Origin of the sequence: Bradyrhizobium sp. SZCCHNRI20481 (assembly GCF_032485055.1) — a bacterium.
Lineage (GTDB): Bacteria > Pseudomonadota > Alphaproteobacteria > Rhizobiales > Xanthobacteraceae > Bradyrhizobium.
On the sequence record NZ_JAUEUE010000001.1, the window covers coordinates 231399 to 252843 of the forward strand.

General features: G+C 66.3%; 25 protein-coding genes and 1 pseudogene. 13 read left to right on the forward strand and 13 right to left on the reverse strand.

Annotated elements, in window-relative coordinates:
- Nucleotides 1-125: 125 nt before the first annotated feature.
- The 4 genes from QX132_RS01145 to QX132_RS01160 form a co-directional block, all read right to left on the reverse strand.
- Nucleotides 126-968 (reverse strand): SH3 domain-containing protein, encoded by an 843-nt coding sequence (locus QX132_RS01145; RefSeq protein ID WP_316159883.1) that lies wholly within the window; start codon nucleotides 966-968, stop codon nucleotides 126-128.
- Between the two features lie 113 nt (nucleotides 969-1081).
- On the reverse strand, nucleotides 1082-1915 hold the full coding sequence (locus QX132_RS01150; RefSeq protein ID WP_316159884.1) for a DUF2066 domain-containing protein: 834 nt from the start codon (nucleotides 1913-1915) through the stop codon (nucleotides 1082-1084).
- Nucleotides 1916-1940: 25 nt separating this feature from the next.
- Nucleotides 1941-2237 carry a copper-binding protein gene (locus tag QX132_RS01155; protein WP_316159885.1) on the reverse strand — a complete coding sequence of 99 codons (297 nt, stop codon included), beginning with the start codon at nucleotides 2235-2237 and terminating at the stop codon, nucleotides 1941-1943.
- Between the two features lie 897 nt (nucleotides 2238-3134).
- Nucleotides 3135-3986 (reverse strand): 3-hydroxybutyryl-CoA dehydrogenase, encoded by an 852-nt coding sequence (locus tag QX132_RS01160; protein WP_315741150.1) that lies wholly within the window; start codon nucleotides 3984-3986, stop codon nucleotides 3135-3137.
- 488 nt (nucleotides 3987-4474) lie between these two features.
- Here QX132_RS01160 and QX132_RS01165 point away from each other — a divergent pair, with 488 nt between their 5' ends.
- From QX132_RS01165 to QX132_RS01185, 5 genes and pseudogenes are all read left to right on the forward strand, one after another.
- Nucleotides 4475-4696, forward strand: a complete 222-nt coding sequence (locus tag QX132_RS01165) for a DUF2231 domain-containing protein (RefSeq protein WP_410052061.1) — start codon at nucleotides 4475-4477, stop codon at nucleotides 4694-4696.
- Complete coding sequence (locus QX132_RS01170; RefSeq protein ID WP_315755672.1) at nucleotides 4669-4866, forward strand: hypothetical protein; 198 nt, start codon at nucleotides 4669-4671, stop codon at nucleotides 4864-4866. The genes QX132_RS01165 and QX132_RS01170 overlap by 28 nt, the downstream gene beginning before the upstream one ends.
- Nucleotides 4867-4995: 129 nt before the next feature.
- Nucleotides 4996-5202: a hypothetical protein gene (locus tag QX132_RS01175; protein WP_316159886.1), complete on the forward strand. Its 207-nt coding sequence runs from the start codon at nucleotides 4996-4998 to the stop codon at nucleotides 5200-5202.
- A 95-nt stretch (nucleotides 5203-5297) separates the two neighbouring features.
- Complete coding sequence (locus tag QX132_RS01180; RefSeq protein ID WP_316159999.1) at nucleotides 5298-6092, forward strand: DUF72 domain-containing protein; 795 nt, start codon at nucleotides 5298-5300, stop codon at nucleotides 6090-6092.
- Between the two features lie 26 nt (nucleotides 6093-6118).
- Nucleotides 6119-6262, forward strand: a pseudogene (locus tag QX132_RS01185) (DUF305 domain-containing protein); the annotation flags it as partial.
- 110 nt (nucleotides 6263-6372) lie between these two features.
- Here QX132_RS01185 and QX132_RS01190 read toward each other — a convergent pair.
- On the reverse strand, nucleotides 6373-6549 hold the full coding sequence (locus QX132_RS01190) for a hypothetical protein (protein ID WP_316159887.1): 177 nt from the start codon (nucleotides 6547-6549) through the stop codon (nucleotides 6373-6375).
- A gap of 396 nt (nucleotides 6550-6945) precedes the next feature.
- Between QX132_RS01190 and QX132_RS01195 the strand changes: the two genes are divergently transcribed.
- The 6 genes from QX132_RS01195 to QX132_RS01220 all read left to right on the forward strand — a co-directional run bounded on the left by QX132_RS01195 (nucleotide 6946) and on the right by QX132_RS01220 (nucleotide 12954).
- Nucleotides 6946-7683, forward strand: a complete 738-nt coding sequence (locus tag QX132_RS01195) for a Crp/Fnr family transcriptional regulator (protein ID WP_315712288.1) — start codon at nucleotides 6946-6948, stop codon at nucleotides 7681-7683.
- Nucleotides 7684-7744: 61 nt separating this feature from the next.
- Nucleotides 7745-9811 (forward strand): PAS domain S-box protein, encoded by a 2067-nt coding sequence (locus tag QX132_RS01200; RefSeq protein ID WP_315741147.1) that lies wholly within the window; start codon nucleotides 7745-7747, stop codon nucleotides 9809-9811.
- Nucleotides 9812-10333: 522 nt separating this feature from the next.
- Nucleotides 10334-11224 (forward strand): hypothetical protein, encoded by an 891-nt coding sequence (locus QX132_RS01205; RefSeq protein WP_315780539.1) that lies wholly within the window; start codon nucleotides 10334-10336, stop codon nucleotides 11222-11224.
- A 133-nt stretch (nucleotides 11225-11357) separates the two neighbouring features.
- Nucleotides 11358-11564, forward strand: coding sequence for a hypothetical protein (locus QX132_RS01210; RefSeq protein WP_315712292.1), 207 nt, complete (start codon nucleotides 11358-11360; stop codon nucleotides 11562-11564).
- A 107-nt stretch (nucleotides 11565-11671) separates the two neighbouring features.
- Nucleotides 11672-12079 (forward strand): hypothetical protein, encoded by a 408-nt coding sequence (locus tag QX132_RS01215; protein ID WP_315741145.1) that lies wholly within the window; start codon nucleotides 11672-11674, stop codon nucleotides 12077-12079.
- 200 nt (nucleotides 12080-12279) lie between these two features.
- Entirely contained in the window at nucleotides 12280-12954 is a 675-nt protein-coding gene (locus QX132_RS01220) for an HAD family hydrolase (RefSeq protein ID WP_316159888.1), read from the forward strand.
- Between the two features lie 9 nt (nucleotides 12955-12963).
- Here the strand turns inward: QX132_RS01220 and QX132_RS01225 are convergent, their stop codons facing one another.
- From QX132_RS01225 to QX132_RS01240, 4 genes are all read right to left on the reverse strand, one after another.
- A complete protein-coding gene (locus tag QX132_RS01225) occupies nucleotides 12964-13800 on the reverse strand; it encodes an HD domain-containing protein (RefSeq protein WP_315741143.1) in 837 nt (278 codons plus the stop codon).
- Nucleotides 13801-14082: 282 nt separating this feature from the next.
- The gene (locus tag QX132_RS01230) at nucleotides 14083-14472 is read right to left on the reverse strand and encodes a cytochrome C (RefSeq protein ID WP_316159889.1); all 390 of its coding nucleotides are present in this window, start codon (nucleotides 14470-14472) and stop codon (nucleotides 14083-14085) included.
- Nucleotides 14462-15346: a hypothetical protein gene (locus tag QX132_RS01235; protein WP_315741141.1), complete on the reverse strand. Its 885-nt coding sequence runs from the start codon at nucleotides 15344-15346 to the stop codon at nucleotides 14462-14464. Before QX132_RS01235 ends, QX132_RS01230 begins: the two co-directional genes overlap by 11 nt.
- Before the next feature lie 222 nt (nucleotides 15347-15568).
- On the reverse strand, nucleotides 15569-15751 hold the full coding sequence (locus QX132_RS01240; RefSeq protein ID WP_315775288.1) for a hypothetical protein: 183 nt from the start codon (nucleotides 15749-15751) through the stop codon (nucleotides 15569-15571).
- A gap of 208 nt (nucleotides 15752-15959) precedes the next feature.
- Here QX132_RS01240 and QX132_RS01245 point away from each other — a divergent pair, with 208 nt between their 5' ends.
- Nucleotides 15960-16193: a DUF6894 family protein gene (locus tag QX132_RS01245; protein WP_315741140.1), complete on the forward strand. Its 234-nt coding sequence runs from the start codon at nucleotides 15960-15962 to the stop codon at nucleotides 16191-16193.
- A 141-nt stretch (nucleotides 16194-16334) separates the two neighbouring features.
- Nucleotides 16335-16718: a hypothetical protein gene (locus tag QX132_RS01250; RefSeq protein ID WP_315741139.1), complete on the forward strand. Its 384-nt coding sequence runs from the start codon at nucleotides 16335-16337 to the stop codon at nucleotides 16716-16718.
- Between the two features lie 13 nt (nucleotides 16719-16731).
- Here the strand turns inward: QX132_RS01250 and QX132_RS01255 are convergent, their stop codons facing one another.
- From QX132_RS01255 to QX132_RS01270, 4 genes are all read right to left on the reverse strand, one after another.
- Nucleotides 16732-17658 carry a glyoxylate/hydroxypyruvate reductase A gene (locus QX132_RS01255; RefSeq protein WP_316160000.1) on the reverse strand — a complete coding sequence of 309 codons (927 nt, stop codon included), beginning with the start codon at nucleotides 17656-17658 and terminating at the stop codon, nucleotides 16732-16734.
- The gene (locus QX132_RS01260; protein WP_316159890.1) at nucleotides 17655-18953 is read right to left on the reverse strand and encodes an ArgE/DapE family deacylase; all 1299 of its coding nucleotides are present in this window, start codon (nucleotides 18951-18953) and stop codon (nucleotides 17655-17657) included. Before QX132_RS01260 ends, QX132_RS01255 begins: the two co-directional genes overlap by 4 nt.
- Before the next feature lie 40 nt (nucleotides 18954-18993).
- A complete protein-coding gene (gene gabT, locus QX132_RS01265; protein ID WP_316159891.1) occupies nucleotides 18994-20295 on the reverse strand; it encodes a 4-aminobutyrate--2-oxoglutarate transaminase in 1302 nt (433 codons plus the stop codon).
- 121 nt (nucleotides 20296-20416) lie between these two features.
- Nucleotides 20417-21304: a LysR substrate-binding domain-containing protein gene (locus QX132_RS01270; protein ID WP_315774587.1), complete on the reverse strand. Its 888-nt coding sequence runs from the start codon at nucleotides 21302-21304 to the stop codon at nucleotides 20417-20419.
- Nucleotides 21305-21445 lie beyond the last annotated feature (141 nt).

Consider the following 21445-nt stretch of genomic DNA (forward strand, 5'->3'; position numbering starts at 1 on the left):
GATCGCGGGCCTCAGGCCGGTGGCATGCCGAGGCGGCCGATGCCGGGAAATTTCAGCGCCGGCCGTCGCCAGCGCCGGCCGGCACGCCACCTTCACAATCCGGACACCACGCCAGCGCTGAAGACTCAGTGCCGGCGGAAACCACCGCCCGGACCGGAACGCCCGCCGCCGCCGCGAGGGCCGCTGACGCCGGCACGCGCAGCACCCATGGCGGGGCCGCCCCCGATATGCGCCAAACCGATTTGCGGCGAAGTCCCGATCATGCGCATGCCGCCCATCTGCGCGCGGGCGCTCTGCGGCGCACCGCCGCTCCGGCTCATCAGAGGCTGCACCATGGGTGGTGTTCCAGCTCGAGCGGGAGCACCAGCCACGGCTGGAGGTGCGGCGGGGCCGGCGGCAGTCGCAGGTGGCACACGACCTTGCATGCCCAGAGGCGGTCCGGATTGTTGGCCTGTGCCGGCGACCGCGCCCGCTCCGGCGCCAGGCTGGATCGTTCCGCCGGGACCACGACCCGGCATCCCCGGGGTCATGCCAGGCGGAGGCGGGTTTTGCGCCATGACCGGCGGATGGCGATGCCAGTAGCGGTTCCAGAACGCGTGCCGATGATACCAGGGCCGTCCGAAATAGAAGCTGCTCCAATAGGTGGTCAGCGTGAAGCCGACAGTCGGCACGTACTCGACATATTCGGGCAGGTAGACGTACTGCTCACGGTACAGATAGGCGAGCGTCCGCGCCGCGACCCAGCCGCGTTCGCCTCCGAAGCTGACATCGCACCACGCGCCGCCTTGAATACAGCCATGGATGGTGATCCGGGCCCCGGCCGGAATACGCTCGACGATGGGAAAACCCGGGCCAGGTCCTGCGCGCATGGCGGCCGCGGTGCGCACCAGGCCCGGCGCAGCCACCGCCAGCGAGGCGGGCGTGGCAATCAACAGCGCAGCAACGAGACACGTTCTGAGTTTCACCACGGACACCCTCCTGTCTGTTTGCCGGAACGAGCTCGGGCGCGAGACTCTCGCGCCCCGCATGCGCGGCTCCGGCATGCACTCGACAGGGATGGTTGCAGACTATCGCGGCAACCTCACGGCGCTCCGTTGTCGGAGAGGAGCTGCGCTGCTCCACCGAGAGCGCGGCGAAATGCTTCGTCGAACGTCACGCCACGGAATTGCCACCGATATTGCTTGCCCGCGCGATCGAGGCGCCATCGCGTGACCCACCCCAGTTCGGCGTCGTCCCAGGTGAGATCGCCGAAGAGCATGACCTCAGCTCCGGGAAACCATGACGCGACGGCCACGGGCTGGACATCGTTCAGCTTGGTCTTCTCAATAGCGGCGTTCGAGATCTCGGCGGCGCTTGGTAGAGCGATCTCGAGCCCACGCTTGACGGCAGCCTCGCGCAATGCGTCGCGCTGCAGATCGGACGTCCGGTCGTCGGATGCAACGAGGAACGTGCGGCCGCCTGCCGTCATCGCCACGATCACGGCAATCGACGGGCGCGGCCCCGGCCACGGCTTGACGTTCAAGCTCGCCAGCAACTGATCGATCCGCGCGCGATCGAATGACACGGTCAGGTCATACGGCCGGTCGCGCGTGCCCTGCTCGTCGTGCTTCGGCTTGCCCGACATCTGATCGTGATAATCGAAGCCGGTGACGAACTCCGCCGCCCGCGCCTCGAGTGGCGCGAGCCTTGCGTCGTTCCTAAGCTGAAATGCACCGGATACCTTGATCAGCACGTCCTCCAGACATGCTGCAAAGGCTGCCCGGCGATTGTCCTCGCCCTGACCGGTCACGACCGTCTGCGCCTGGTACAGGTCGGTCGAGGCCGCATTCGCAACAGTGCAGGCCCCGACCGTCATCATCACCCAGAGCCCGAGACGCCAAGCGCCCAGCCCGCGGAGAACACCGTACTGCTGCATCGCGCCCTCGATCTGGCTATGTCGGCTATTTCTGCCGATCGAGCTTGATGATCGTCGGTGTGGCGGCGTCGGACGTCGAGAACGTCACCCGATCGCCGGCGTGGATGTTCTCGATCATGGCGCTGTCCTTGACCTTGAACTCCTGGTCCGCTCCCGCCGTGTTGGCGCCGACGGTCCCGTTGGGAACGCGCTTGATCGCGATCGTGCCGTTGAGACGGTTGATCCCCGTGACCATGCCCGCCGTGCCCTGCTCCGCTGCGAGAGCGGGCAGAGTCCCCGCAAACAGGGCGACCGTCGCCAGAGTAATGCCAACTGCTCTCATCGCTGTTCTCCTGCCTTGCTTTTCGCGCCAAACAAAACACCACGAAATCTTTGGTTCCCGGAACCTTCAGCTTCGTCGCTGACGACCTTGGGCCGTTTGACGCACCGCAATCAATGTCGCTGCGCCGTGCAGCTTTTTTGTTGCCCCCAAGCACTACGCCTACATACAAGATCCTGATTGTCTCCGCCCTGCGGACGACGCGCGCTCGACCGAGCGCAATCGCGAACCTTCTTCGACCGACACGGCTCGGCCCCCCTCATGTAGTGATTTGCGCGGATTTGTCATCAGACCAGCGCGTGATCAAAGTTTTCCTGCACTCGCAGTATCGACGCCCTGTAACGTCGAATTCATCAATGCGTCAGGATGCACCTTGACAGCGCAGACAGCCGGGAGGACGATCACCCCGTCGTGCATTTCCGGTGGCCGCTCATCATGGTGCCGGTGATGTTCGAACGACAACAACCCGTCTGATTGCAGGGAGGTTCTATGACTCCACCTCCGTACCAGATCCGCTGAGTGCGACGGGACTCGCTTCGGACCATCGCATAGCGGCAAATCACGAACGGCACGCCGGGTCGCGGCTTAGTGGGCTGCATCAGCGAGGCATGGCCCCTTGCCCGCCCGGCGCTGTGCCGTCCATCTGGATCACTTCAGCGCGAGCATGGTAGCTATCATTCGGGAGCGGCGGCTCGAGACCCAACACTCGGGCTGATACTGCGCAACGCGAACATTGGAGCGTGTGATCAGCCGATCGCGTGCAGGGATCAGGTGACCAATGCCAGCCAATATATCGGCTCGCGGCATCGCCGCATTCCCAATGTCCCCGAAACGAAATCCATCATCGGCGGATGCGCGGCGGGCGCAGGCGTCACCCGCCGCCGACGCAATCTACCGCAGCTACTTGCTGTAATCGTAGAAGCCCTTGCCGGTCTTGCGGCCAAGCTGGCCTGCAGCCACCATTTCCTTCAGCAACGGCGCCGGACGATACTTCGGATCGTTGAAGCCGTTGTAGAACACCTCCATCACCGACAGCATCGTGTCGAGACCGATCAGATCCGCCAGCGCCAGCGGACCGATGGGGTGATTGCAGCCGAGCTTCATGCCCTCGTCGATGTCGGCGGCGGTCGCGATGCCTTCCGAATATGCGAAGATCGCCTCGTTGATCATCGGGCACAGGATGCGGTTCACGGCAAAGCCCGGGCTGTTCTTCGCGGTGATCGCAACCTTGCCGATCCGCTTGGCGAATTCGGCGGCGGCCGCATGGGTCGCATCCGAGGTCTGCAGGCCGCGGATCAGTTCGAGCAGCGCCATCATCGGCACCGGATTGAAGAAGTGCATGCCGATGAAGCGATCGGGCCGGTCGGTGGCGGTGGCGAGCTTGGTGATCGAGATGGAAGAGGTGTTGGTCGCGATCAGCGCCTCGGGCTTCAGGCCGGCACAGAGGTCCTTGAGGATCTTGAGCTTCAGCTCCTCGTTCTCCGTCGCTGCCTCGATGACCAGGTCACAGCTCGCCAGCTTCGCTTTGTCGGCAGTGCCGGTGATGAGCGACAACGCCCTGTCCTTGTCGGCGGCCGTCATCTTCTCCTTCTTGACCAGGCGGTCGAGGCTGGAACCCACGGTCGCGAGCCCGCGCGCCACCGCCTGCTCCGAGATGTCGACCATGACGACCGGAACGCCCGCGGCGGCGCAAACCTGCGCGATGCCGTTGCCCATGGTGCCTGCTCCGATGATGCCGACCGTCTGAATCATTGCCGCTTCCTCTCAGTCTCGTATCCGCGGGGACCGCCCCGTCCTGCGCCGTTGCTTAACAGGCTATCGCCCGGCCGGGTAGACCCAACACGACGAGCCAGACCGGGCCGGCTGCCCCACGGCTCGCCGGCGTCGGGAAGCGGACGCGTCACCCGAGGTTCGTCCGCATGCGCAGGAACGGATGCAACTTGCTCTGGTTGGTCTCGTGCTCGGCGAGATGAGCCGCGCCGGGCGCGGCAGCGGACCGCTGAACAGGAACCACTGACCGATACGCAGGCACGGGTGACCGGGCGGTCGACCCGCTGTCGCGTGTCACGCGTGAGCGCCACGCCAAATCCGTCGTCGTCATCGGAACGCCCGGTCAGGCCGACGGTTCTCCACGCAGCAACAGGCCGTGCCCAATCGAGGAGACCCCCGTGGCGACCGCCGAAACCACCCGACCTTCCCTGCAGCCGACGGCGCAGATCGCACGGCGTTCGATCCACCCGATGCTGGTGCCATTCCCTATCGTCTGCTTCATCGGAACGCTCGTCACCGACATCGCCTATTGGCGGACCGCCGAAATCATGTGGGCGGATATCTCCGCCTGGCTGCTGCTGGCCGGACCGATCATGGGCGTGCTGGCCGGCATCGCCGGCCTCATCGACTTCCTCGAATTGGACGCGGAGAAACGGAGGACGACATGGGACTGGCTCAATACGCCATCGTAGCAGTGGACGATCATTGGAGCGTGCTGCACGACGGCAACGCGCACGGCGACTATGCCACCAAGGAAGCAGCGTTCGAATCGGCGGCATCAGCCGCGACGCTTGCCATCAAGCAGGGTCATGAGGTGCACCTCAGCGTTCCGGGTAACGACCCCGATCGATCAAATAACTAATCAGCACGGCATCCTTGTTGTTGGGTCCAAAATGACCTCCAGGGATAGTGAACTGCACGGTAACGTGTGTTAGCGACGTCACAGGCTCGGCGCCGCACACTTCTGTCCAAAAGGAACAGGAGTTTCGCCATGAAGGTCAACCGGAACCGGCGCAAGCAGACAGCGTCGTTCGGCCAGCGGCTGCAGCAGGCTGCAACCGCTGCCCGCGAGGCGGCAGCGCGTCTTCCAGTAGGCCCTGAACGCGACATCATGCTGAAGAAGGCGATGCAGGCCGAGACGGCGGCGCATATCAGCGAGCTGTTGAGTGCGCCCGTGCTGCACGCCGCGGGGCGTTAGGACACTCGCCTCGTCATCTGTCGCGATTGCGAGAGGAACCCGAACGCCGGCACGATGCTTTGCTCTCGAGTTCTTGTCTCGGCGAGAGGACGATGATGGCCCGGGTCGTGGTCGGCACATCGGGATGGCATTACGGGTCCTGGCGCGGCGCCTTCTTTCCGCGGGGCCTTCTGATCAGGCACCAGCTGCCCTACTACGCCAGCCAGTTCGAGACCACCGAGCTGAATGGCGTGTTCTACCGGACGCCGACGGAAGCCGCCGTCCGCGGCTGGCGCGATCAGACCGGCCCCGATTTCGTTTTTGCCTGGAAGGCCTCCAAGTTCATCACGCATTGGAAGCGCCTGTCCGCGCGCTCGGTCAACAGCATTGCGCTGATGGAGAGCCGGCTGTCGCTGCTCGGCGACAAGGCCGGCCCCGTGCTGTTCCAGCTGCCGCCGCATTTCGAAGCGAATCCCGAGCGCCTCGAGTCCTTTCTGCCGCTGCTGCCGAGGCACCGGCGCTACAGTTTCGAATTCCGTCACCCGAGCTGGTACACGCCGGCCATCATGCGCCTGCTGAGGGACGCGAACATCTCGCTCTGCCTGTCGGACCATCACGACGCCCCGGCGCCGTGGAAGCGCACGGCCGATTTCGTCTATGTGCGCGGACACGGCCCCGACGGCCGCTACAAGGACAACTATACCGACGCAACGCTCGCGACCTGGGCCAAACGCATTCGCGCCTGGGCGACGCACGGGATCGACGTCTACGTCTATTTCGACAACGACCAGAAGAGCGCGGCGCCCGCCGACGCTTTGCGGCTGCGCCGGTTGCTCGCGGCGTCCCCTCACCGGACACACGGCGCGGCGCGCGCGAGGTCGACAGAACATCGTGGACATCTCTCGGTTTAGGCCGCAACCAACGAGAGGAACAACCCATGCGACGCACACTCAGCACGCTTGGCTGCCTGGTACTCGCCGGCCCTGCCCTCGCCCAATCAGTCTGCGAAAAGACCGGGGTGAATTCGGCGCTCGGCATTGCGCCGAGCACGGAGGACTTCGTCAAGCAGGTCGCCATCAGCCGGCATTGCTGCGCGACGCCGCGGTCTCCTTCTCGATCAGTCCCGCTGCATTGGTGAAATACGCCTCGACAGACATCGCCTGCGCGACTTTCGGAGGATTGCCGAGTTGATCAATGCTCGATTCGATCGCGTTCGCGATCGACCTCGATCCGGCCTTGCGCGCGATCGATGCTGGAGTACTCGGCCGCAGCCAGCGGGCGCTTGGCGCCGATCGCCGGGGCCCCGAGAATACAGGCAAGCGCCGTGACCGAGAGCATCGACAGCGCAAAGAGCTGACCGACTCGCATGATGCATTTCCAGTTGATTGTTTTGATCAACTTAGGAAGCGGAGCCTGAGGGGGTCTTAAGTCCGCGGACCTGGCGTGGCGCCAGATCGTCGCCACCACGCTTCGATTCCCGTAAATCAACGGGCTTCAACGGTGGTCCTCATCAGCTTTCATGAGAGTTCCACGACAGAGGCGCGAAGGGTTGGTCGGGATCGCGCGATGTTGCTCGTGCTTCGAGCATCGCTTGGGAGCACGGGCATCGCAAGAAGCCGCGGCAATCTCTCCGACTCCGGGCCCCGCCCTGATTCCTCATGCAAGTGTAGAAAGATCCAGCGGCCAACGCGGTACGATGCTAACATAAGTTATTGAAGTCGCACCACATGGAACCCCAATAAACTAACTCGGGGGAACCGCTCTTTGAGTCATCTGGTACGCAAGCTCGAGAATTTCGTCCGCCTCTCTGCGGCCGACCGCCTGATGCTCAACCGCGCTGCGGCTCAGCGGGTAAGGACCTTCGCGCCACGCACCGACATCGCGCGCGAAGGCGAGAAGCCCAAGGACGTGCATCTGATCCTGAACGGCTGGGCCTGCCGCTACAAGCAGCTCGAGGACGGCCGCCGCCAGATCGTCTCGTTCTTCCTGCCTGGCGATATCTGCGATCTCAACATCTTCATTCTGCGCGAGATGGACCATTCGATCGGCACCATTACGCCGGTGTCGATCGCCGATCTGCCGCGCGAGTTCTTCGACGAGATCAGCGCCGGTTATCCGCGCATTGCGACCGCATTCTGGTGGGAGACGCTGGTCAATGCCGCGATCCAGCGCGAATGGACCATGAATCTCGGGCAGCGCACCGCGTCCGAACGCATGGCGCACCTGTTGTGCGAACTGTTCTTCCGGCTGCGCCTGGCGGGTCTCGCCGACGACAGCAGCTGCAGCTTCCCGCTCACCCAGGCCGATCTCGCCGAGGCGACCGGCCTGTCGAAGGTCCACGTCAACCGCACGCTGCAGGAACTGCGCGCCAGCAACCTGATCGTGCTCAAGGGCAAGATGCTGGTACTTCCGGACCTCGAGCGCCTGATGAGCGCAGGCCTGTTCAACGCGAATTACTTGCATTTGGACCGCGAAGGCCGTCAGCTCGACGCGAATGAGTGAGAGGTTCGGAGCGGCGCTTGCGCTATGCTGACCGGCTCGGCACTCTGCCGGGGAAACGGCGATGGTCGAACAGCGCATGGTTGACGGACCCTTCGAGCAGGAGATCGTGCAGCGCCTCGGGCTGATGCCCAACCTGTTCAGGTCGGCGCCGTCAGCGCCTGAGGCGACCCGACAGCTCTGGCAGTTCGCCAAATCCGCCTATCTCGACACCCCGCTGCCGGCCCTGTTCAAGGAGCGGCTCGCCGTCCATCTGTCGCGCCTCAACCATTCGCCTTATTGTCTGACCCGGCATTTCGGTTTTCTGGTCGGATTGGGCAAGCCCGCGGGCGACTCGGCATCCCGCCCCGAGACGATCGATCGGGCGCGTCAACTGCTCGCGCGGCCGCTCGCGGATCCCGTGCGCACCGCGGCGGCGCTGGGCCGGCTTGAGATTCTCCAGCCCCCGCTCGACATCCCGGAGCCGGGCAGCGACGGCGAGGCGGACCTGTTCGAGGCAGCGTCGGTGCTGTTCATGCAAAGTGCTGATTCCGACCGCTCGCGGCGCGCGATCCGACACGCGTTCGGCAACACCAGGTTCGATCTGCTGGCGGCCTTCCTCGCCTATCTGCGCACAGCGCATTTCTGGGCCGATGCTCACCTGCTCACGATCGATTCCGATGTGCTTGCCCTCGCACAGGCCGATCCTGAGCTCGCCGTCTGCCTCGGCTGCAGCGAGCTGCCGGACGCTGGGCCGCCCGCACAGCAGCCGCATTCGAATGGCGGCGATGCCAGCGATCATCGACTGCGCCGCCTCCTCGAGATCGATTCGGTCGGCGTGCTGTTCTTCGATCATGCAGCCGGCACCCTGATCGACGCCAACGAGGCCTTCTTGGCGATGACAGGCTATTCGCGCCAGGAGATCAACAGCGGCGAGCTGACCTGGAAGAGCCTGACCCCCCCGGAATGGATGCGCACTTCGAGCGACCAGATCGAGCTGCTGCGGCAGACCGGCCGGCTCGGTCCCTATGAGAAGCAGTATTTTCGCAAGAACGGCGAACGCGCCTGGATGATGTTCGCCGGCCGTGACCTCGGCGACGGCACCCTCGTCGAGCTCGTGATGAACATCGACGACCGCAAGCGCACCGAGGCCGCGCTGCGCGACAGCGAGGCGCGCTTCCGCCAATTCGGCGAAGCGTCCTCCGACGTGGTGTGGATCCGCGATGCCGAGACCCTGCAATGGGAATATCTCAGCCCCGCATTCGAGACGATCTATGGCGTCCCGCGCACCGCTGTGCTCCGCGGCGACCATCTCGCATCGTGGACCGAGCTCATGCTGCCGGAGGACCGGCCCCGCGCCCTCGAGAGCCTGGAGCGCGCCCGGCGCGGCCAGCGCGACAGCCTGGACGTCCGTATCATCAGGCAGCCGGACGGCGTCACGCGCTGGCTGCGCATCCGTAGTTTTCCCATGGTCGACGAGGTGGGGCAGGTGCAGCGCATCGGCGGCATCACCCAGGACATCACGGCGCTGGTCTCGGCCTCCGAGCACCAGAAGCTGCTGCTCGCCGAGTTGCAGCACCGCGTCCGCAACATGCTCGCCGTGATCCGCTCGATCATCCGCCGCACGGGCGACTCGAGCGACAGTGTCGAGGATTTCGCCAGTCACCTCGAAGGCCGCATCACGGCGCTGTCGCGCATCCAGGCGGTCGTCACGCGCGATCCCCTCGCCGGTTTCGATCTGGCCGAGCTGATCGCCGATGAGCTGCGCGCCGGAGCCGCGCGCGAGGACAGGCAATTCTCGCTGTTGGGCCCCCAGGTGCGGCTGAAGCCGAAGGCGGCCGAGAGCATCGGGCTTGCCATGCACGAGCTCGCGACCAATGCGCTGAAATATGGCGCGCTGACGGTGCCGCGGGGCTTCATCAGGATCGAATGGCGGCTCGACAAGCACGACGCGGTCGACTGGCTGGTCATCGACTGGACCGAGACCGGCATGTCCGGACGCACGCTGAGTGCGCAGCGCCAGGGCTTTGGAACCGTGCTGCTGGAACAGATGCTGCCGTACGAGGTCGGTGCCCGCGTCGTGCGGCGCTTCGAGCCGAGCGGCCTCTGCTGCGAGATCCGGCTGCCCACCGACGACATTCTCAAGCGTTGACGGGCCGATCGAAGCTTCATTTCGCGGCACCGGTCGGCAACAATGGCCGGGATCTCGTCGGCGCGGAGAAACGCCGTCGGCATAGCCTTCGCGGTGCATTCGGGGTATGCTCCGCCTGCGGCCAGAGGTGGAGGTCGCATGGGTCGCGCAACCGCCATGTCTTCGCCTTGGTTTGGGCGGATATGACCAAGTGTCGATGAGATTGGGAATCGGCCGAGCGTCGACGCGACGGAACGATGATGGGACGTTCCTGAGCATGCGGCTCTGGCCAAGATGAATCACCGTGAACATGCAGGTGCGTGGGCACGAGGGACAACCGGTATCCAGGTTCTGTGCTGATGCGGCCGAGAGGCCGAGCGTCCTGTGGCGCCGTCGTCTTCCGACGTTGGTGTCACGAAGCGTAGGTACGATGCAGCGTGAGTACGCGGAGCATTGGTGCACGAGGGCGTTGGTTAGGACGACACATCGGTACAGAGCCGAGCGCCGCCTGCGAGGCGGACGACAACGGAGGACGGAGCGTCAATGCTTGCAACGACGACCAAAGACGGCGATCAGCAGCCTCATGCCATGATCGATCCCGAGATCGTGCTGGCGGCCCGCGCGGATCGCACCGCCGCCGAAGCGGACAGGCGCAGCTCGCAACGGCCTCCGGATGTCCCCTTGCCGAAGATCGACCCTGACTACAGGACGCAGGCGACGAGCGACCTCGCGGTCACCGGAGAGCGCAGCACGTTCGCCACCTGGGCCGTGCGCACCATTCTGGCGGTGCTGTTCGCCGTCGGCAGCGCGGTCGCCGCGGCCGCCTGGCAGAGCTATGGAGACCAAGCCCAGGAGATGATCGCGCATTGGATGCCGCGGATCACGCTGGCATCCAACGCCGACAAGGACGCCGCGGCACAGCCAGCCGCGACCGCGCCCCAGCAGACGGCCGCCGAAGCGCCGGCTGAGGCGCAGGAGCACGCAACGAGCGCGGTTGGCGCGACCGCATCGCAGGAGCAGTTGCTGCAATCGATGGCCCACGACCTCGCTGCCTTGAGCCAGCAGATCGGCGAGCTGAAGACGAGCCTCGCACAGTTGAAGGCCGGGCAGGAGCAGATGGTCCGCGACATGGCGCGGGTCGCCGAGGCCAAGCCCAGCGACAGGCCCGCCGAGCGGTCGAGCGAGCGGACCGCGGAAGCACGGTCGTTCGATCCGCGCGCCATCGAGCAGACGATCCGGCCGCGCCCGGCCCCACGCCCTGCGACCGCGGCCGTGACCCCAGCACTGCCTGGTGCAGCAGCTGTGCACCGGCCGCGCACGCCGCCGCCGGCCGCAGCCGGCATGGCTCCTCCGCCGCCTGCTCCGATGCCGCTGCCGTCGGCGCCGGTCGATCCGGACCAGCCCGTGGTGCGTCCGCCAATGCCTGTGCGCTGAGGGATCCGCACAGGCGCCCGCGCTGGTCCGCGCCGATCGACATGGCGGTGATCGATGTCGTCGATCTACTTGTCGCGACGCGGCTTTCCGAGCTAAGGAACTGCGCCTGACAATGCGCATCACCGAGGGGTTCATGAGCCTGACCGATCCGACCGTCCTGTCCGCCTCCGACCTCGCAGACCGCATCGCGATCCTGCGCGACAACATCCGCCAGATCACCGAGCAGGCCGCTTCGCAATCGGGTGCGGCCGACGAGGAGCGCAACGCCGACCGCCTCGCGCAGCAGAGCGAGGAGCTCGACGTTCTGCTCAAGGAGCAGGAGCGGCGGCTGAACAAATAGCCGGCCGGCCCCTTCGATCATTTCGCGCGTGCTGCACTGCGCTCGTTGTTGCCCGCGCGTCGCCCACAGGCTAGCCTCGCCGAAAACAAGCGGGAGGTAGCCAGAGGATGCGAAACGGTCTGCTTTACACGTCAACCCTTGCGGCATTGACCACTGCGGCATTGCTGGCGGCCCTGACACCGGGCAGCGCCGAGCCACGCCATATGTATACGACCATGGTGCTGGAGGCGTTCGCCACCAAGGTCGAATGTCCCGGCGTCGATGTCGTCTATCAGGATCTGGTCCAGAAGGCGCAGGACATGAAGATGCCTGACGGCACGACCGAGAAGGTGCGCAAGGCGATCGCCTACATGCACACCGGCGGCAAGATGGGCGAGAAGCAGGACGACGATCTGATGGCGGAGGTGGCCGTCGCCACGCAGGCCATCGATATGGATCAGCGCCGCCTCGGCATGACGAACTGGTGCGAGGAGCAGAAGAAGACGCTGGCCGGCTTCATCCGTCCCAAGGGCTGACCCCGGAGCGGCCTGGGGGCTGCCGACGGAGCGGAAAGACCGCACGGCACGTTTGCCGGCCATGGCCGAACGACGCGCCGTTCGTCGGTCTGCGCACCGCCATAGCGGGCACGGCACAGCCCCGCGTCGGGCAGGAACCCGGATGACCGCTGCCGCTTGGCCTTGCAGCTACGCAGCAGACATCCAGCCCGGAGCGAGCCATGCGCATCGAAACCGCTTTCCTGTTCGACCTCGACGGCACGCTCGTCGACAGCGTCTATCAGCATGTGCTCGCCTGGAAGACGGCGCTGGATGCCGAGAACATCGAGCTCTCGGTCTGGCGCATCCACCGCAAGATCGGCATGAGCGGCGGCCTGTTCACCAACCAGCTGCTGCGTGAGACGGGTTTTGCCATCGAGCCCGATCGGATCGAGCGGCTGCGGAAAGCGCATGCCGCGGCCTATCAGAAGCTCGGAGGCCAGGTCCGGCCCCTGCCCGGCGCACGCGAGCTGCTCGGCTTCTTGACCGATGCCGGCATCCCCTGGGCGATCGCGACCAGCGGGAGAATGGAAACGGCGGCCGTCAATCTCGCCGCGCTCGGCGTCGATCCCAAGACCAACGCTGTCGTGACACGCGACGAGGTCCGCTACGCCAAGCCTGATCCCGATCTGTTTCTCGCCGCCGCCGCCCGCCTCGACGCGCCGGTCGAGCGCGCGGTCGTGATCGGCGACAGCATCTGGGACATGCTCGCCGCAACCCGCTGCCGGGCGCTCGGCGTCGGCCTGTTGAGCGGCGGCTATGGTTCGGAGGAACTGCGCCAGTCCGGCGCCATCCGCGTCTACGAGGATCCGGCCGACCTGCTCGGCCACATCGACGAGGTCGGCGGCCGGCGCTAACTCAGCCGGTCAACTCTGCGGGCCCGACAGCGAGATGTCGCGTTCGGCGCGGAACACGTTGGCATAGAGGTTGGCGATCCACTGGCGCCCCGTCGATGTCATGTTGAGATAGCGGATCTCGGTCTGGATGTGCGGGGCGACGCTGTTCCAATAGAACTGCGGATAGCGGTTGACGATATCGGCCGGTGACTCATAGCCGAGCTGCCGGTTGATGCCGACCTCCTCGAACTCGTAATACAGCGCGTTGGCCTTGCGGATGTAGTTGGGGTCGCCGAGCTGTCCGATCAGGTCGGCGGCGCGCACGATCGACTGCTCCTCGTCGAACTGCTGGCCGGCGAGCGGCGGAAAGCGCGTGCCCTCGATGGCGCGGGCGATGCGGTCCTTGTCCAGCGGCGCCATGCCTTCGATGCGGTTGATCACGTACAGCTTCGAGCGGTCGACGTGATACGGCATCAGGCTGGCGTCGGAGGCGCCGCGCGGCAGGCAGATCTTGCGGCCGCCGCGATCGATGACGAAGCCGTCGACGTCGTCTTCCCTGAACAGGCCGCGGACATAACCGATGTCGTGAAGCAGGCAGGCCAGGATGACGTGGACGTAGTCGTCCGCCGTCATATGGCTGTGCAGCGCGCGGCCGCGCAGGATCTCGTGGCCGGCCAGCGTGACCAGCAAGGTGTGCTCGACGTTGTGATACAGCGCATCGCTGTTGCCGATGCATTCCAGCGCGATGCGCGCAGCCGCCGGAAGCATCTCCGTCAACTGGGTATGAGACGATCCGAAACGGCGGCGCATATAGGAGCTGAGGAAACGCTCCAACGCCGCTGCCGCGAGCTCCGGTAAGGTCATCATCGCCGCTGCCCCGCCTCAGACAGCCCAAACACAACGTCAAAAGACATAACGCCCGAAAACACAATCACGATAACGCGGCTCGCGGCACGACTGAGACGTCAGGACGACACGGCTCAGGACGGCCAGCTTCGCACGGACACGCGCGAGATCGGCCCCCCGGAGCGTTCGAGCACCTTGGCCGACGAGCATAGCCCAGGTTGCGGATATCGGCCACACCCGGACGAGCACACACCGGAAAACTGCGGGCCAAGCGACTGAATCTGACGCGATCGAGGTCGATCGCTAACGTCCCCGCACCGGCAGCGGCGGCCGCGGCGGTCGTGTCTCACCGCGATAGGCCGGTCGCCGCGATGGGGAACGGCGGGCCGGCGCGGCCGCCGGCGCATCGACCGACTGCAGATAGGTGCTCAAGGCCGACGCGGAGTCGTCGCTGCTGGTGTAGTGCTTCTGCAGGAACAAATAGAGCGTCAGGCGAAAGCGCCCCTTGGCGAGCCCACGAGCCGAGCGATGACAGGTGGCGCAGCTGTCCGCAAACAGCCGCGCGCCGGATTTGCCGGCATCGAGATCTTCCGCCTGTGCACTGCTGATGACAATCAGCAGCAGCGCGGCCGATCCAATAAACCCCAGCCGCGCCCCGGCGCGCCCGCGCGCGTGGACGCGCTCAGGCGACATCAGCCCGCGGGCTTTCCTCCGCCTGCACACCCAGCGCATCGAGATCGACCAGCGCCGGATCGTCCGGCATCGGCTCGCTCTGCTGCTGTCCGCCGCCATGGACGTGCATCAGCGTCTGCACCCGGCGCGCGTTGAGATAGTCGACGTGCTGATGCGCCAGCGCCAGCGGCAACAGGGCCTTCGGCAGCGCGGTCATGGTGAACGCGGCGACGCGCTTCACCTCCTCACCCTCACGCCAAGTCAGCGGACTCAGCGTGTAGATCATCTGACGGTCGGTCTCGGGCGCAGGCAGTTGCCTCACCTCGGGCGGCGCCAGCAGGGCCACATTGATGTTGCCGGCCCGCGTGCGGCTCGCGGCCGCGCGCAGCTCCCAGCAGATCAGCTCCGCGGCGGACAGCACCTCGCGTCGGATGTCATCGACATCGGACGCGAAGCGGCTGGCCTCGCTCAGCGCCGCACGGCCGCGCGTGACCGCATCGACGAGCGCCGCCGCACCGATCTCGAAGCGAGGAACCGCCTGCTCGATTGCGGTGGCGACGGCCTCGATGTCGTTGGCGGCGCGGTCGCGGTCGCGCTGTGCCACCGCGTCGGCGAAGGCGCGCTCCGCCAGGATGATCTGCTCGTCGCATTCGGCGACCGATGCGCGCAGCGCCTTGGCCTTCTGCTCGACCGCCTGCATCTTCGATTCGGCACGATCGAGCTGCCCGTTGCTGGCGCCGGCCTTGGCGAGCCGCTCCGCGGCGACGCGCTTCTCGTCCAGCGCCGCCTCGGCCACCCGGAGACGATCCGTCAGCCGCCGCCGCGCGGCCTGCTTGTCCTTCAGCGCACGCTCGAAGATCTCGACGGGGCTCAGCTCACGCTTGAAAAAGACCATGGCAATAATCCCTGGACGGCGGGCGCGCCGGCAACGTTGGTCAGCGGCGAATCCACTGCCGAATCATGTTGCCCGATTCTTGCGTGGAAAATGGGTCGGAAACCAGGATGAGATGCGGCACACGTTCCCCTTGACGAAACGTATCCACCGCCGGCTGCAGCCGGGCAGAGTCGAGCGAGGCCGCCGGAACGCGCGGCATATTCTGAAAATTGGGATCCGATGTCAGCTCTGATGGGGACCGCGCATCATCCTCATGGCGTCCGAGATGTGGCGCCATTCGCGGGCCTCCTCGGCCTCGCCACTGGCCTCGCATTGCTGCGCCTTCTGCGCAGCTTGTGCGACAGCCGAGGCGCCGTGCACCTCGAGCATCTGCCGGGCGATCGCGTGGATCTGGACTTCAGACATCATGTCGAGCTCCTGTCGCCGGATCGAATGGTCCGCGACAACTTTCTCTACACCGATGCGTTCCGTGAGCTGGATCACTGCACGTCCGGTTCCACCGGTTCAGACTGCGCCCCGTAATTTACCTTACGTGATCAATCCGATTTCGCGCACGCCGCCGCACTGTTACTTCTGACTGAGATTCGCCGGATGGCGATTTGAGGAGACGGACATGACGCAGGTCTTCTTCCACTGCTCCAATCCCGATGAGTTCCTCGTCGATCGGCGTGGAACCGCGGTCATCGATCTCGCCGAGGCCTGTGATCACGCCGAGCGCGTCATGCATTCGCTGATCTCCTCCGAAAGCGACGAGGATTGGCGCGACTGGGTGCTGCACATTTCCGACGATCTCGGCGAGGAAATCATCGCCATGCCGTTCGCGTCGGTGCTCGGCCCGATGCATTGAACGGAGCTGCGCGCCCTGCCGCGGCGCTGAGACATTGTGTCCGCATTAGGGTTACTGGCTCCCTCACAGGTTCCGCTCCTCGCATTCTTATCGCCACATTTGTCCGCCATTTCGGCGCTGATGCGACGGAGGGGACATCTCATGACCAGACTGCTGGCGACCGCGGCCTTGGCGCTGACACTGACGGCATCGGCGGCGATGGCCGACGAGCACCGCGGCGGCGATGCCGCACTGGGCGCCTTGTCGGGCGCCGTCGTATTCGGACCGGTGGGAGCCGTTGCTGGCGCCGTCGTCGGCTATACCGCAGGTCCTTCGATCGCGCGCTCCTGGGGCTTCCGCCGCTCGCGTGCGGCCCGGTCGCAGCAGGTCCGGCGTCCAGTCAGGGACAGCCAGGCTGCGATGACCGAGCCTCAGCAGCAGCCGCAGGCCGCGCCGCGCAGCGCACCACCGCCTGCACGGACCATTGCTGTCGCTCCGCCGGCGCCGCGCGGCCCGGTGGCGCCGCCGGTGCAGACACTCGAGTAGACGCGCTGGTAAATCAGTAGCCGCGGGCGCGATCGACGACGTTCAGCAACGTCTCTCCGCGCAGCAGACGCCGCGCATTCTCCGCCACCTGCTGCGCGATCACCTGCCAGGAGGCGATCGCCGCCATGTGCGGCGTCACCAGTACGCCAGGCTCGCGCCACAGCGCATGGTCCGCGGGCAATGGCTCATGCTCGAAGACGTCGAGCACGGCGCCGCGCAGATGGCCGCTGCGGAGCAGCGCGACCAGATCCTCCGTCACCAGATGCTCGCCACGGCTGCACAGGATCAGCGCGGCACCCTTGGGTAGCCGGCCCAGACGCCCGGCATTGAGCAGGCCCACGGTCGAGGCCGTCAGCGGCAGCAGCGAGACCAGGATCTCCGTCTCACCCAGGAAGTCGTCGAGCGCATCGGCGCCGCTGTAGGTCCGCACGCCGGCGAGCGCCTTGGGCGAGCGCGACCACGCGCTCACCGCGAAGCCCAGCTCGACCAGACGGATCGCCGCCGCGGAGCCGAGTTCGCCGAGCCCGAGAATGCCGACCCGACGGTCCTTCGCGGCACGCTGCTCGTACCGACGCCACACGCCGTTGCGCGCATTGCTGACCACGCGATCGAAGTCGCGGTGGAAATACAGCGTCCCCCACAGCACGAACTCGGTCATGGCCGCGGAGATATCGGGATCGACGATCCGGCACAGCGGCACATCCGGCACGGTCGGATCGGACAGGATGTTGTCGACGCCCGCCGCGATCGAATGGATCAGCTTCAGCTTCGGCATCGTCGCGAGCGCGCCGGGCTCCGGCTTCCAGCACACCGCAAGCTCGGCATCGCGTGCCGCCGACTCCGGCCATGACGCGACGGTCACGCCCGGCAGCTCGCGCGCGAGCAGCGCCTGCATCGGATCCATCAGTCCGGGACGGCTGAGAAGCGCGACCGTGATCATGCCGGCCGCAGTCCGCACCATTGCGCGACGAACATCGCAATGGACAGCGTGGTCTTGCGCACGCTGTCGAGATCGACACGCTCGTCGAACGCGTGCGGACCGATGCCATAGGGCCCGTAGCACAGCGCCGGGATGCCATAGTCGACCTGATAGTAGCGGGTGTCGTTGACCGCCGTAGAGAGCCGCACGTCGAGCGGCTTCTCGAATACCCGTGCATGTACCTCGGCCAGCGCCGCCTCGGCGGCGCTGCCGGGCTCGCACACCGCAGGATCGGCCTGGAAGCCGCTCCACACCAGCTCGACCGGATTCTCCGACAGGAAGCTGTCTGCGGCCTGCGCCTTCGCGAGACACTGCTCGATGCCGGCCATGGCCTGCGCCGGCGTCTCGCCCGGCAGCACGCCGAGCCGGCAATCGAGGTCGCACCAGGCCGGCGTCGAGCTCGCCCAGTCGCCGCCCTTGATGATGCCGACGTTGAACTTGATCGGATCCTTGACCGCAGCGAACCAGGCGTTCGACTTGGCACGCGCGTTGATCTCTTTCGTGTGCTCCTGGAAGGCGCGGATCAGATGCATCGCCGAGAGGATCGCATTGGTGCCGGTCTCGGCATAGGCGACGTGCACCGGCGTGCCGCGCACGCGCAGCCGGAACCAGATCGCGCCAACCTGCGCGCGGGTCAGCGTGTGGCCGGTCGGCTCCGGGATCAGGCAGGCGTCGGCCGTATAGCCGCGCATCAGAGTCGAGAGCGCGCCGTTGCCCGTGCTCTCCTCCTCGGTCACGGTCTCCAGATGGATGCGCCCGTCCGGCACGAAGCCGGCGGCCTTGATGGCATCGAGCGCGAAGATCATCGCGGAGACACCGGCCTTCATGTCCTGCGCGCCGCGGCCGATCATCCAGCCGTCACGCACGATCGCCTCATAGGGCGGATCGTTCCAGAGATCGGTCGGGCCCTCGGGCACGACGTCGATGTGGCCCTGCAGGATCAGGCTGCGTCCCTTGCCCGCGCCGTCCAGCGTCGCCACCACCTGCTTGGAGCCGTCGAGTGCGATGCTGTCCATCGGCGCCGCCTTGGGATGGCGCATCAGGTCGACGTCTTCAAGGCTGAAGCGGTCGACCTGATAGCCGCGGGTCTCGAACTCGCCGGCCAGCCAGTCCTGCACCGGCGCCTCTTCGCCGCGCAGGCTGCGGAACTGGACGAGTTGCTGCAGGAAGGCGACCTGCTTGGCGAAGTTGGCATCAACAGCGGCGGCGAGCCGCTCCATCACGTCATTCGGCACAGCCGCCGCAGCGTCAGTCACGTCTCAAACCTCCAGCCTTCCCATTCACCTCGGCCGCGCGTCAGGCGGCCAGGCACTTCTCCAGGATCGCGAGCCCTTCGTCCACGATCTCGTCGGACGCGGTCAGCGGCACCAGAATGCGGATGGTGCTCGCGGTGACGCCGCAGGACAACAGGATCAGTCCGTTCTCGTGTGCGACGCGGGTCACGCGCTTGGTCATCTCGGAATCCGGCTCGTCGCTGCCGCGCTGCTTCAGGATATCGAATGCAACCATCGCGCCAGGACCGCGCGGCCCGGAAACCGGAACCAGGTTGTTGGCGCGCGAGAAGCGCTCGATCGCCGCGCGCAATCGGTCGCCGATCGCATTGGCGCGGTCGAGCAGCTTCTCCTGCTCGAACACGTCGAGCACGGCGAGCGCCGCCGCGCAGGCCAGCGGATTGCCGCCGTAGGTGCCGCCGAGGCCGCCCGGCTCCGCGGCGTCCATGATCGCGGCACGTCCGATCACGCCGGACAGCGGCATGCCGCCGGCGAGACTCTTGGCGACGCAGATCAGGTCCGGCTGCACGTCGTAGTGCTCCATCGCGAACATCTTGCCGGTGCGGCCGAAGCCGGTCTGCACCTCGTCTGCGATCAGCACGATGCCATGGGCGTCGCAGATCCGGCGCAGGCCCCGCATCAGCTCCGGCGGCGCCTGGTGGAAACCGCCCTCGCCCTGCACCGGCTCGATGATGATGGCCGCGACCTGCGAGGCGTCGATGTCGGCCTTGAAGATGAAGTTGATGTAGGACAGCGTGTCCTCGACCGACACGCTGCTGCCGGCGATCGGGAACGGCGCGTGCCAGACCCCGGGCAGCGGCGGTCCGAAATGCTTCTTGTACGGCATCACCTTGCCGGTCATGGCGTTGGCGAGCGCGGTGCGGCCGTGGAAGGCGCCGGTGAAGGCGATGATGCCGCTGCGCCCCGTGGCCGCGCGCGCGATCTTGATCGCGTTCTCGGTCGCCTCCGCGCCGGTCGTCAGCAGGATCGACTTGGCCGGCCCCCAAATCGGCGCCAGCGCGTTGAGCCGTTCGCTCAGCCGCACATACGGCTCGTATTGCAGCACCTGGAAGCAGGTGTGGGTGAAGCGGTCGAGCTGCGCGCGGATCGCGGCAACGACATGCGGATGGCAGTGGCCGGTGTTGAGCACCGCGATGCCGCCGGCAAAGTCGACATAGCGCTTGCCCTCGACGTCCCACACCTCGCTGTTGAGGGCGCGGTCGGCAAACAGCGGCGTCGCATAGCTCACGCCCCTGACGACGGCCTCGTGTCGTCGCGCCAGCAGGTCTTCGTTCGCAGCCGAAATTGCAGCCGAAATTACAGCCATGGCTCAACTCCTCGTGGGAAAAATCGAGCAGAAGGCTACGCCGAGAGCCGTCGCGATCAATCAGCTTGTTCCCGATGACAAGTGCCTGCAATGCACCAGACCCAGCGGGATGAGCGCGCGGCTACGCGGCGAGCACCTTCTTCAGCCACGCCCGCAGCGCCACGATCGCGGGCTCGTCCCAGCGCTCCCGGAGCGCGACGAGCTGATAGGCTCCCATGTGGAGTGCCGAGGGGATCACCTCGACCAGCGCACCGCTGCGCAGATCATCGGCGACCAGCACCTCGTTGGCGAGCGCGACGCCCTGGCCGAAGCGGGCGGCTTCGATGGCGAGATGCGCGTGCCACAGCCGCTGCCCGCGCAACGTGACGGGCTCCCGATACCCCGCCAGCTCGAACCATTGCTCCCATTGCGCGGTGGACTCCTCGTGGATCAGCGAGGCCCTGGCGAGACCGGCGAGCGTCGCGATCGCCGGGAATCGCGCCAGATAGGCCGGGCTCGCGACAGGGAATACGCGTGGGCGCACCAGCTCCTCGGCGACCACGCCGCCGCCCCGGTCGATCGCCTCGGCATAGACGATCTCCGCATCCGCTTCGCCGCGCTGCAGGTCGGGGTGCGCCAGCGTCGGCTGCAGATTGATGTCCCAGTTGCGCGGCGGGCCGCTCAGCTCGGGCAGCCGCGCCAGCAGGCGGCGATTGGCGAGGCCTGGAATGCACCAGATGTTCAGGGTCGGACGCGCTGCGGGACGCACCGAAATTGTCGCGCGGGCGATGATGTCGAAGGCCTGGCTGACCTCGGCATGAAACTGGCGCCCGGCCTCGGTCAGCGCGAGGCCCCGCCCCTCGGCACGCACCAGCGCCACGCCCAGGCTGCGTTGCAGATTCTGCAGATGACGCGAGACCACGGTGTGGCTGACGGCGAGCTCGTCGCCTGCGGCGCGCACGCTGCCCTTGCGGCCGACGGCCTCGAAGGCACGCAGCGCGATCAGGGAGGGCAATCGAGGTCTCGTCATGCTCGCACAGTTCTCAGCCTGCGCGATCCCCCTCCCCGCCCTCAAGCGGGAACCGCCACGATCCGTCTGTCGCGCGGCTGATGTCGGAGCACCGGCTGCCTTGGCGGCGTCCGTTGACCGCACGAGGCGCTCCGGGCGGAG

Coding starts and splice junctions, on each gene's coding strand:
- QX132_RS01215 (WP_315741145.1), top strand. CDS start 11,672: ATGCGAAACGGTCTGCTTTACACGTCAACCCTTGCGGCATTGACCACT.
- QX132_RS01240 (WP_315775288.1), bottom strand. CDS start 15,751: ATGTCTGAAGTCCAGATCCACGCGATCGCCCGGCAGATGCTCGAGGTG.
- QX132_RS01200 (WP_315741147.1), top strand. CDS start 7,745: ATGGTCGAACAGCGCATGGTTGACGGACCCTTCGAGCAGGAGATCGTG.
- QX132_RS01235 (WP_315741141.1), bottom strand. CDS start 15,346: ATGGTCTTTTTCAAGCGTGAGCTGAGCCCCGTCGAGATCTTCGAGCGT.
- QX132_RS01180 (WP_316159999.1), top strand. CDS start 5,298: ATGGCCCGGGTCGTGGTCGGCACATCGGGATGGCATTACGGGTCCTGG.
- QX132_RS01165 (WP_410052061.1), top strand. CDS start 4,475: ATGCTGGTGCCATTCCCTATCGTCTGCTTCATCGGAACGCTCGTCACC.
- QX132_RS01270 (WP_315774587.1), bottom strand. CDS start 21,304: ATGACGAGACCTCGATTGCCCTCCCTGATCGCGCTGCGTGCCTTCGAG.
- QX132_RS01150 (WP_316159884.1), bottom strand. CDS start 1,915: ATGCAGCAGTACGGTGTTCTCCGCGGGCTGGGCGCTTGGCGTCTCGGG.
- QX132_RS01255 (WP_316160000.1), bottom strand. CDS start 17,658: ATGATCACGGTCGCGCTTCTCAGCCGTCCCGGACTGATGGATCCGATG.
- gabT (WP_316159891.1), bottom strand. CDS start 20,295: ATGGCTGTAATTTCGGCTGCAATTTCGGCTGCGAACGAAGACCTGCTG.
- QX132_RS01220 (WP_316159888.1), top strand. CDS start 12,280: ATGCGCATCGAAACCGCTTTCCTGTTCGACCTCGACGGCACGCTCGTC.
- QX132_RS01190 (WP_316159887.1), bottom strand. CDS start 6,549: ATGCGAGTCGGTCAGCTCTTTGCGCTGTCGATGCTCTCGGTCACGGCG.
- QX132_RS01225 (WP_315741143.1), bottom strand. CDS start 13,800: ATGATGACCTTACCGGAGCTCGCGGCAGCGGCGTTGGAGCGTTTCCTC.
- QX132_RS01160 (WP_315741150.1), bottom strand. CDS start 3,986: ATGATTCAGACGGTCGGCATCATCGGAGCAGGCACCATGGGCAACGGC.
- QX132_RS01175 (WP_316159886.1), top strand. CDS start 4,996: ATGAAGGTCAACCGGAACCGGCGCAAGCAGACAGCGTCGTTCGGCCAG.
- QX132_RS01210 (WP_315712292.1), top strand. CDS start 11,358: ATGAGCCTGACCGATCCGACCGTCCTGTCCGCCTCCGACCTCGCAGAC.
- QX132_RS01205 (WP_315780539.1), top strand. CDS start 10,334: ATGCTTGCAACGACGACCAAAGACGGCGATCAGCAGCCTCATGCCATG.
- QX132_RS01250 (WP_315741139.1), top strand. CDS start 16,335: ATGACCAGACTGCTGGCGACCGCGGCCTTGGCGCTGACACTGACGGCA.
- QX132_RS01170 (WP_315755672.1), top strand. CDS start 4,669: ATGGGACTGGCTCAATACGCCATCGTAGCAGTGGACGATCATTGGAGC.
- QX132_RS01155 (WP_316159885.1), bottom strand. CDS start 2,237: ATGAGAGCAGTTGGCATTACTCTGGCGACGGTCGCCCTGTTTGCGGGG.
- QX132_RS01230 (WP_316159889.1), bottom strand. CDS start 14,472: ATGTCGCCTGAGCGCGTCCACGCGCGCGGGCGCGCCGGGGCGCGGCTG.
- QX132_RS01245 (WP_315741140.1), top strand. CDS start 15,960: ATGACGCAGGTCTTCTTCCACTGCTCCAATCCCGATGAGTTCCTCGTC.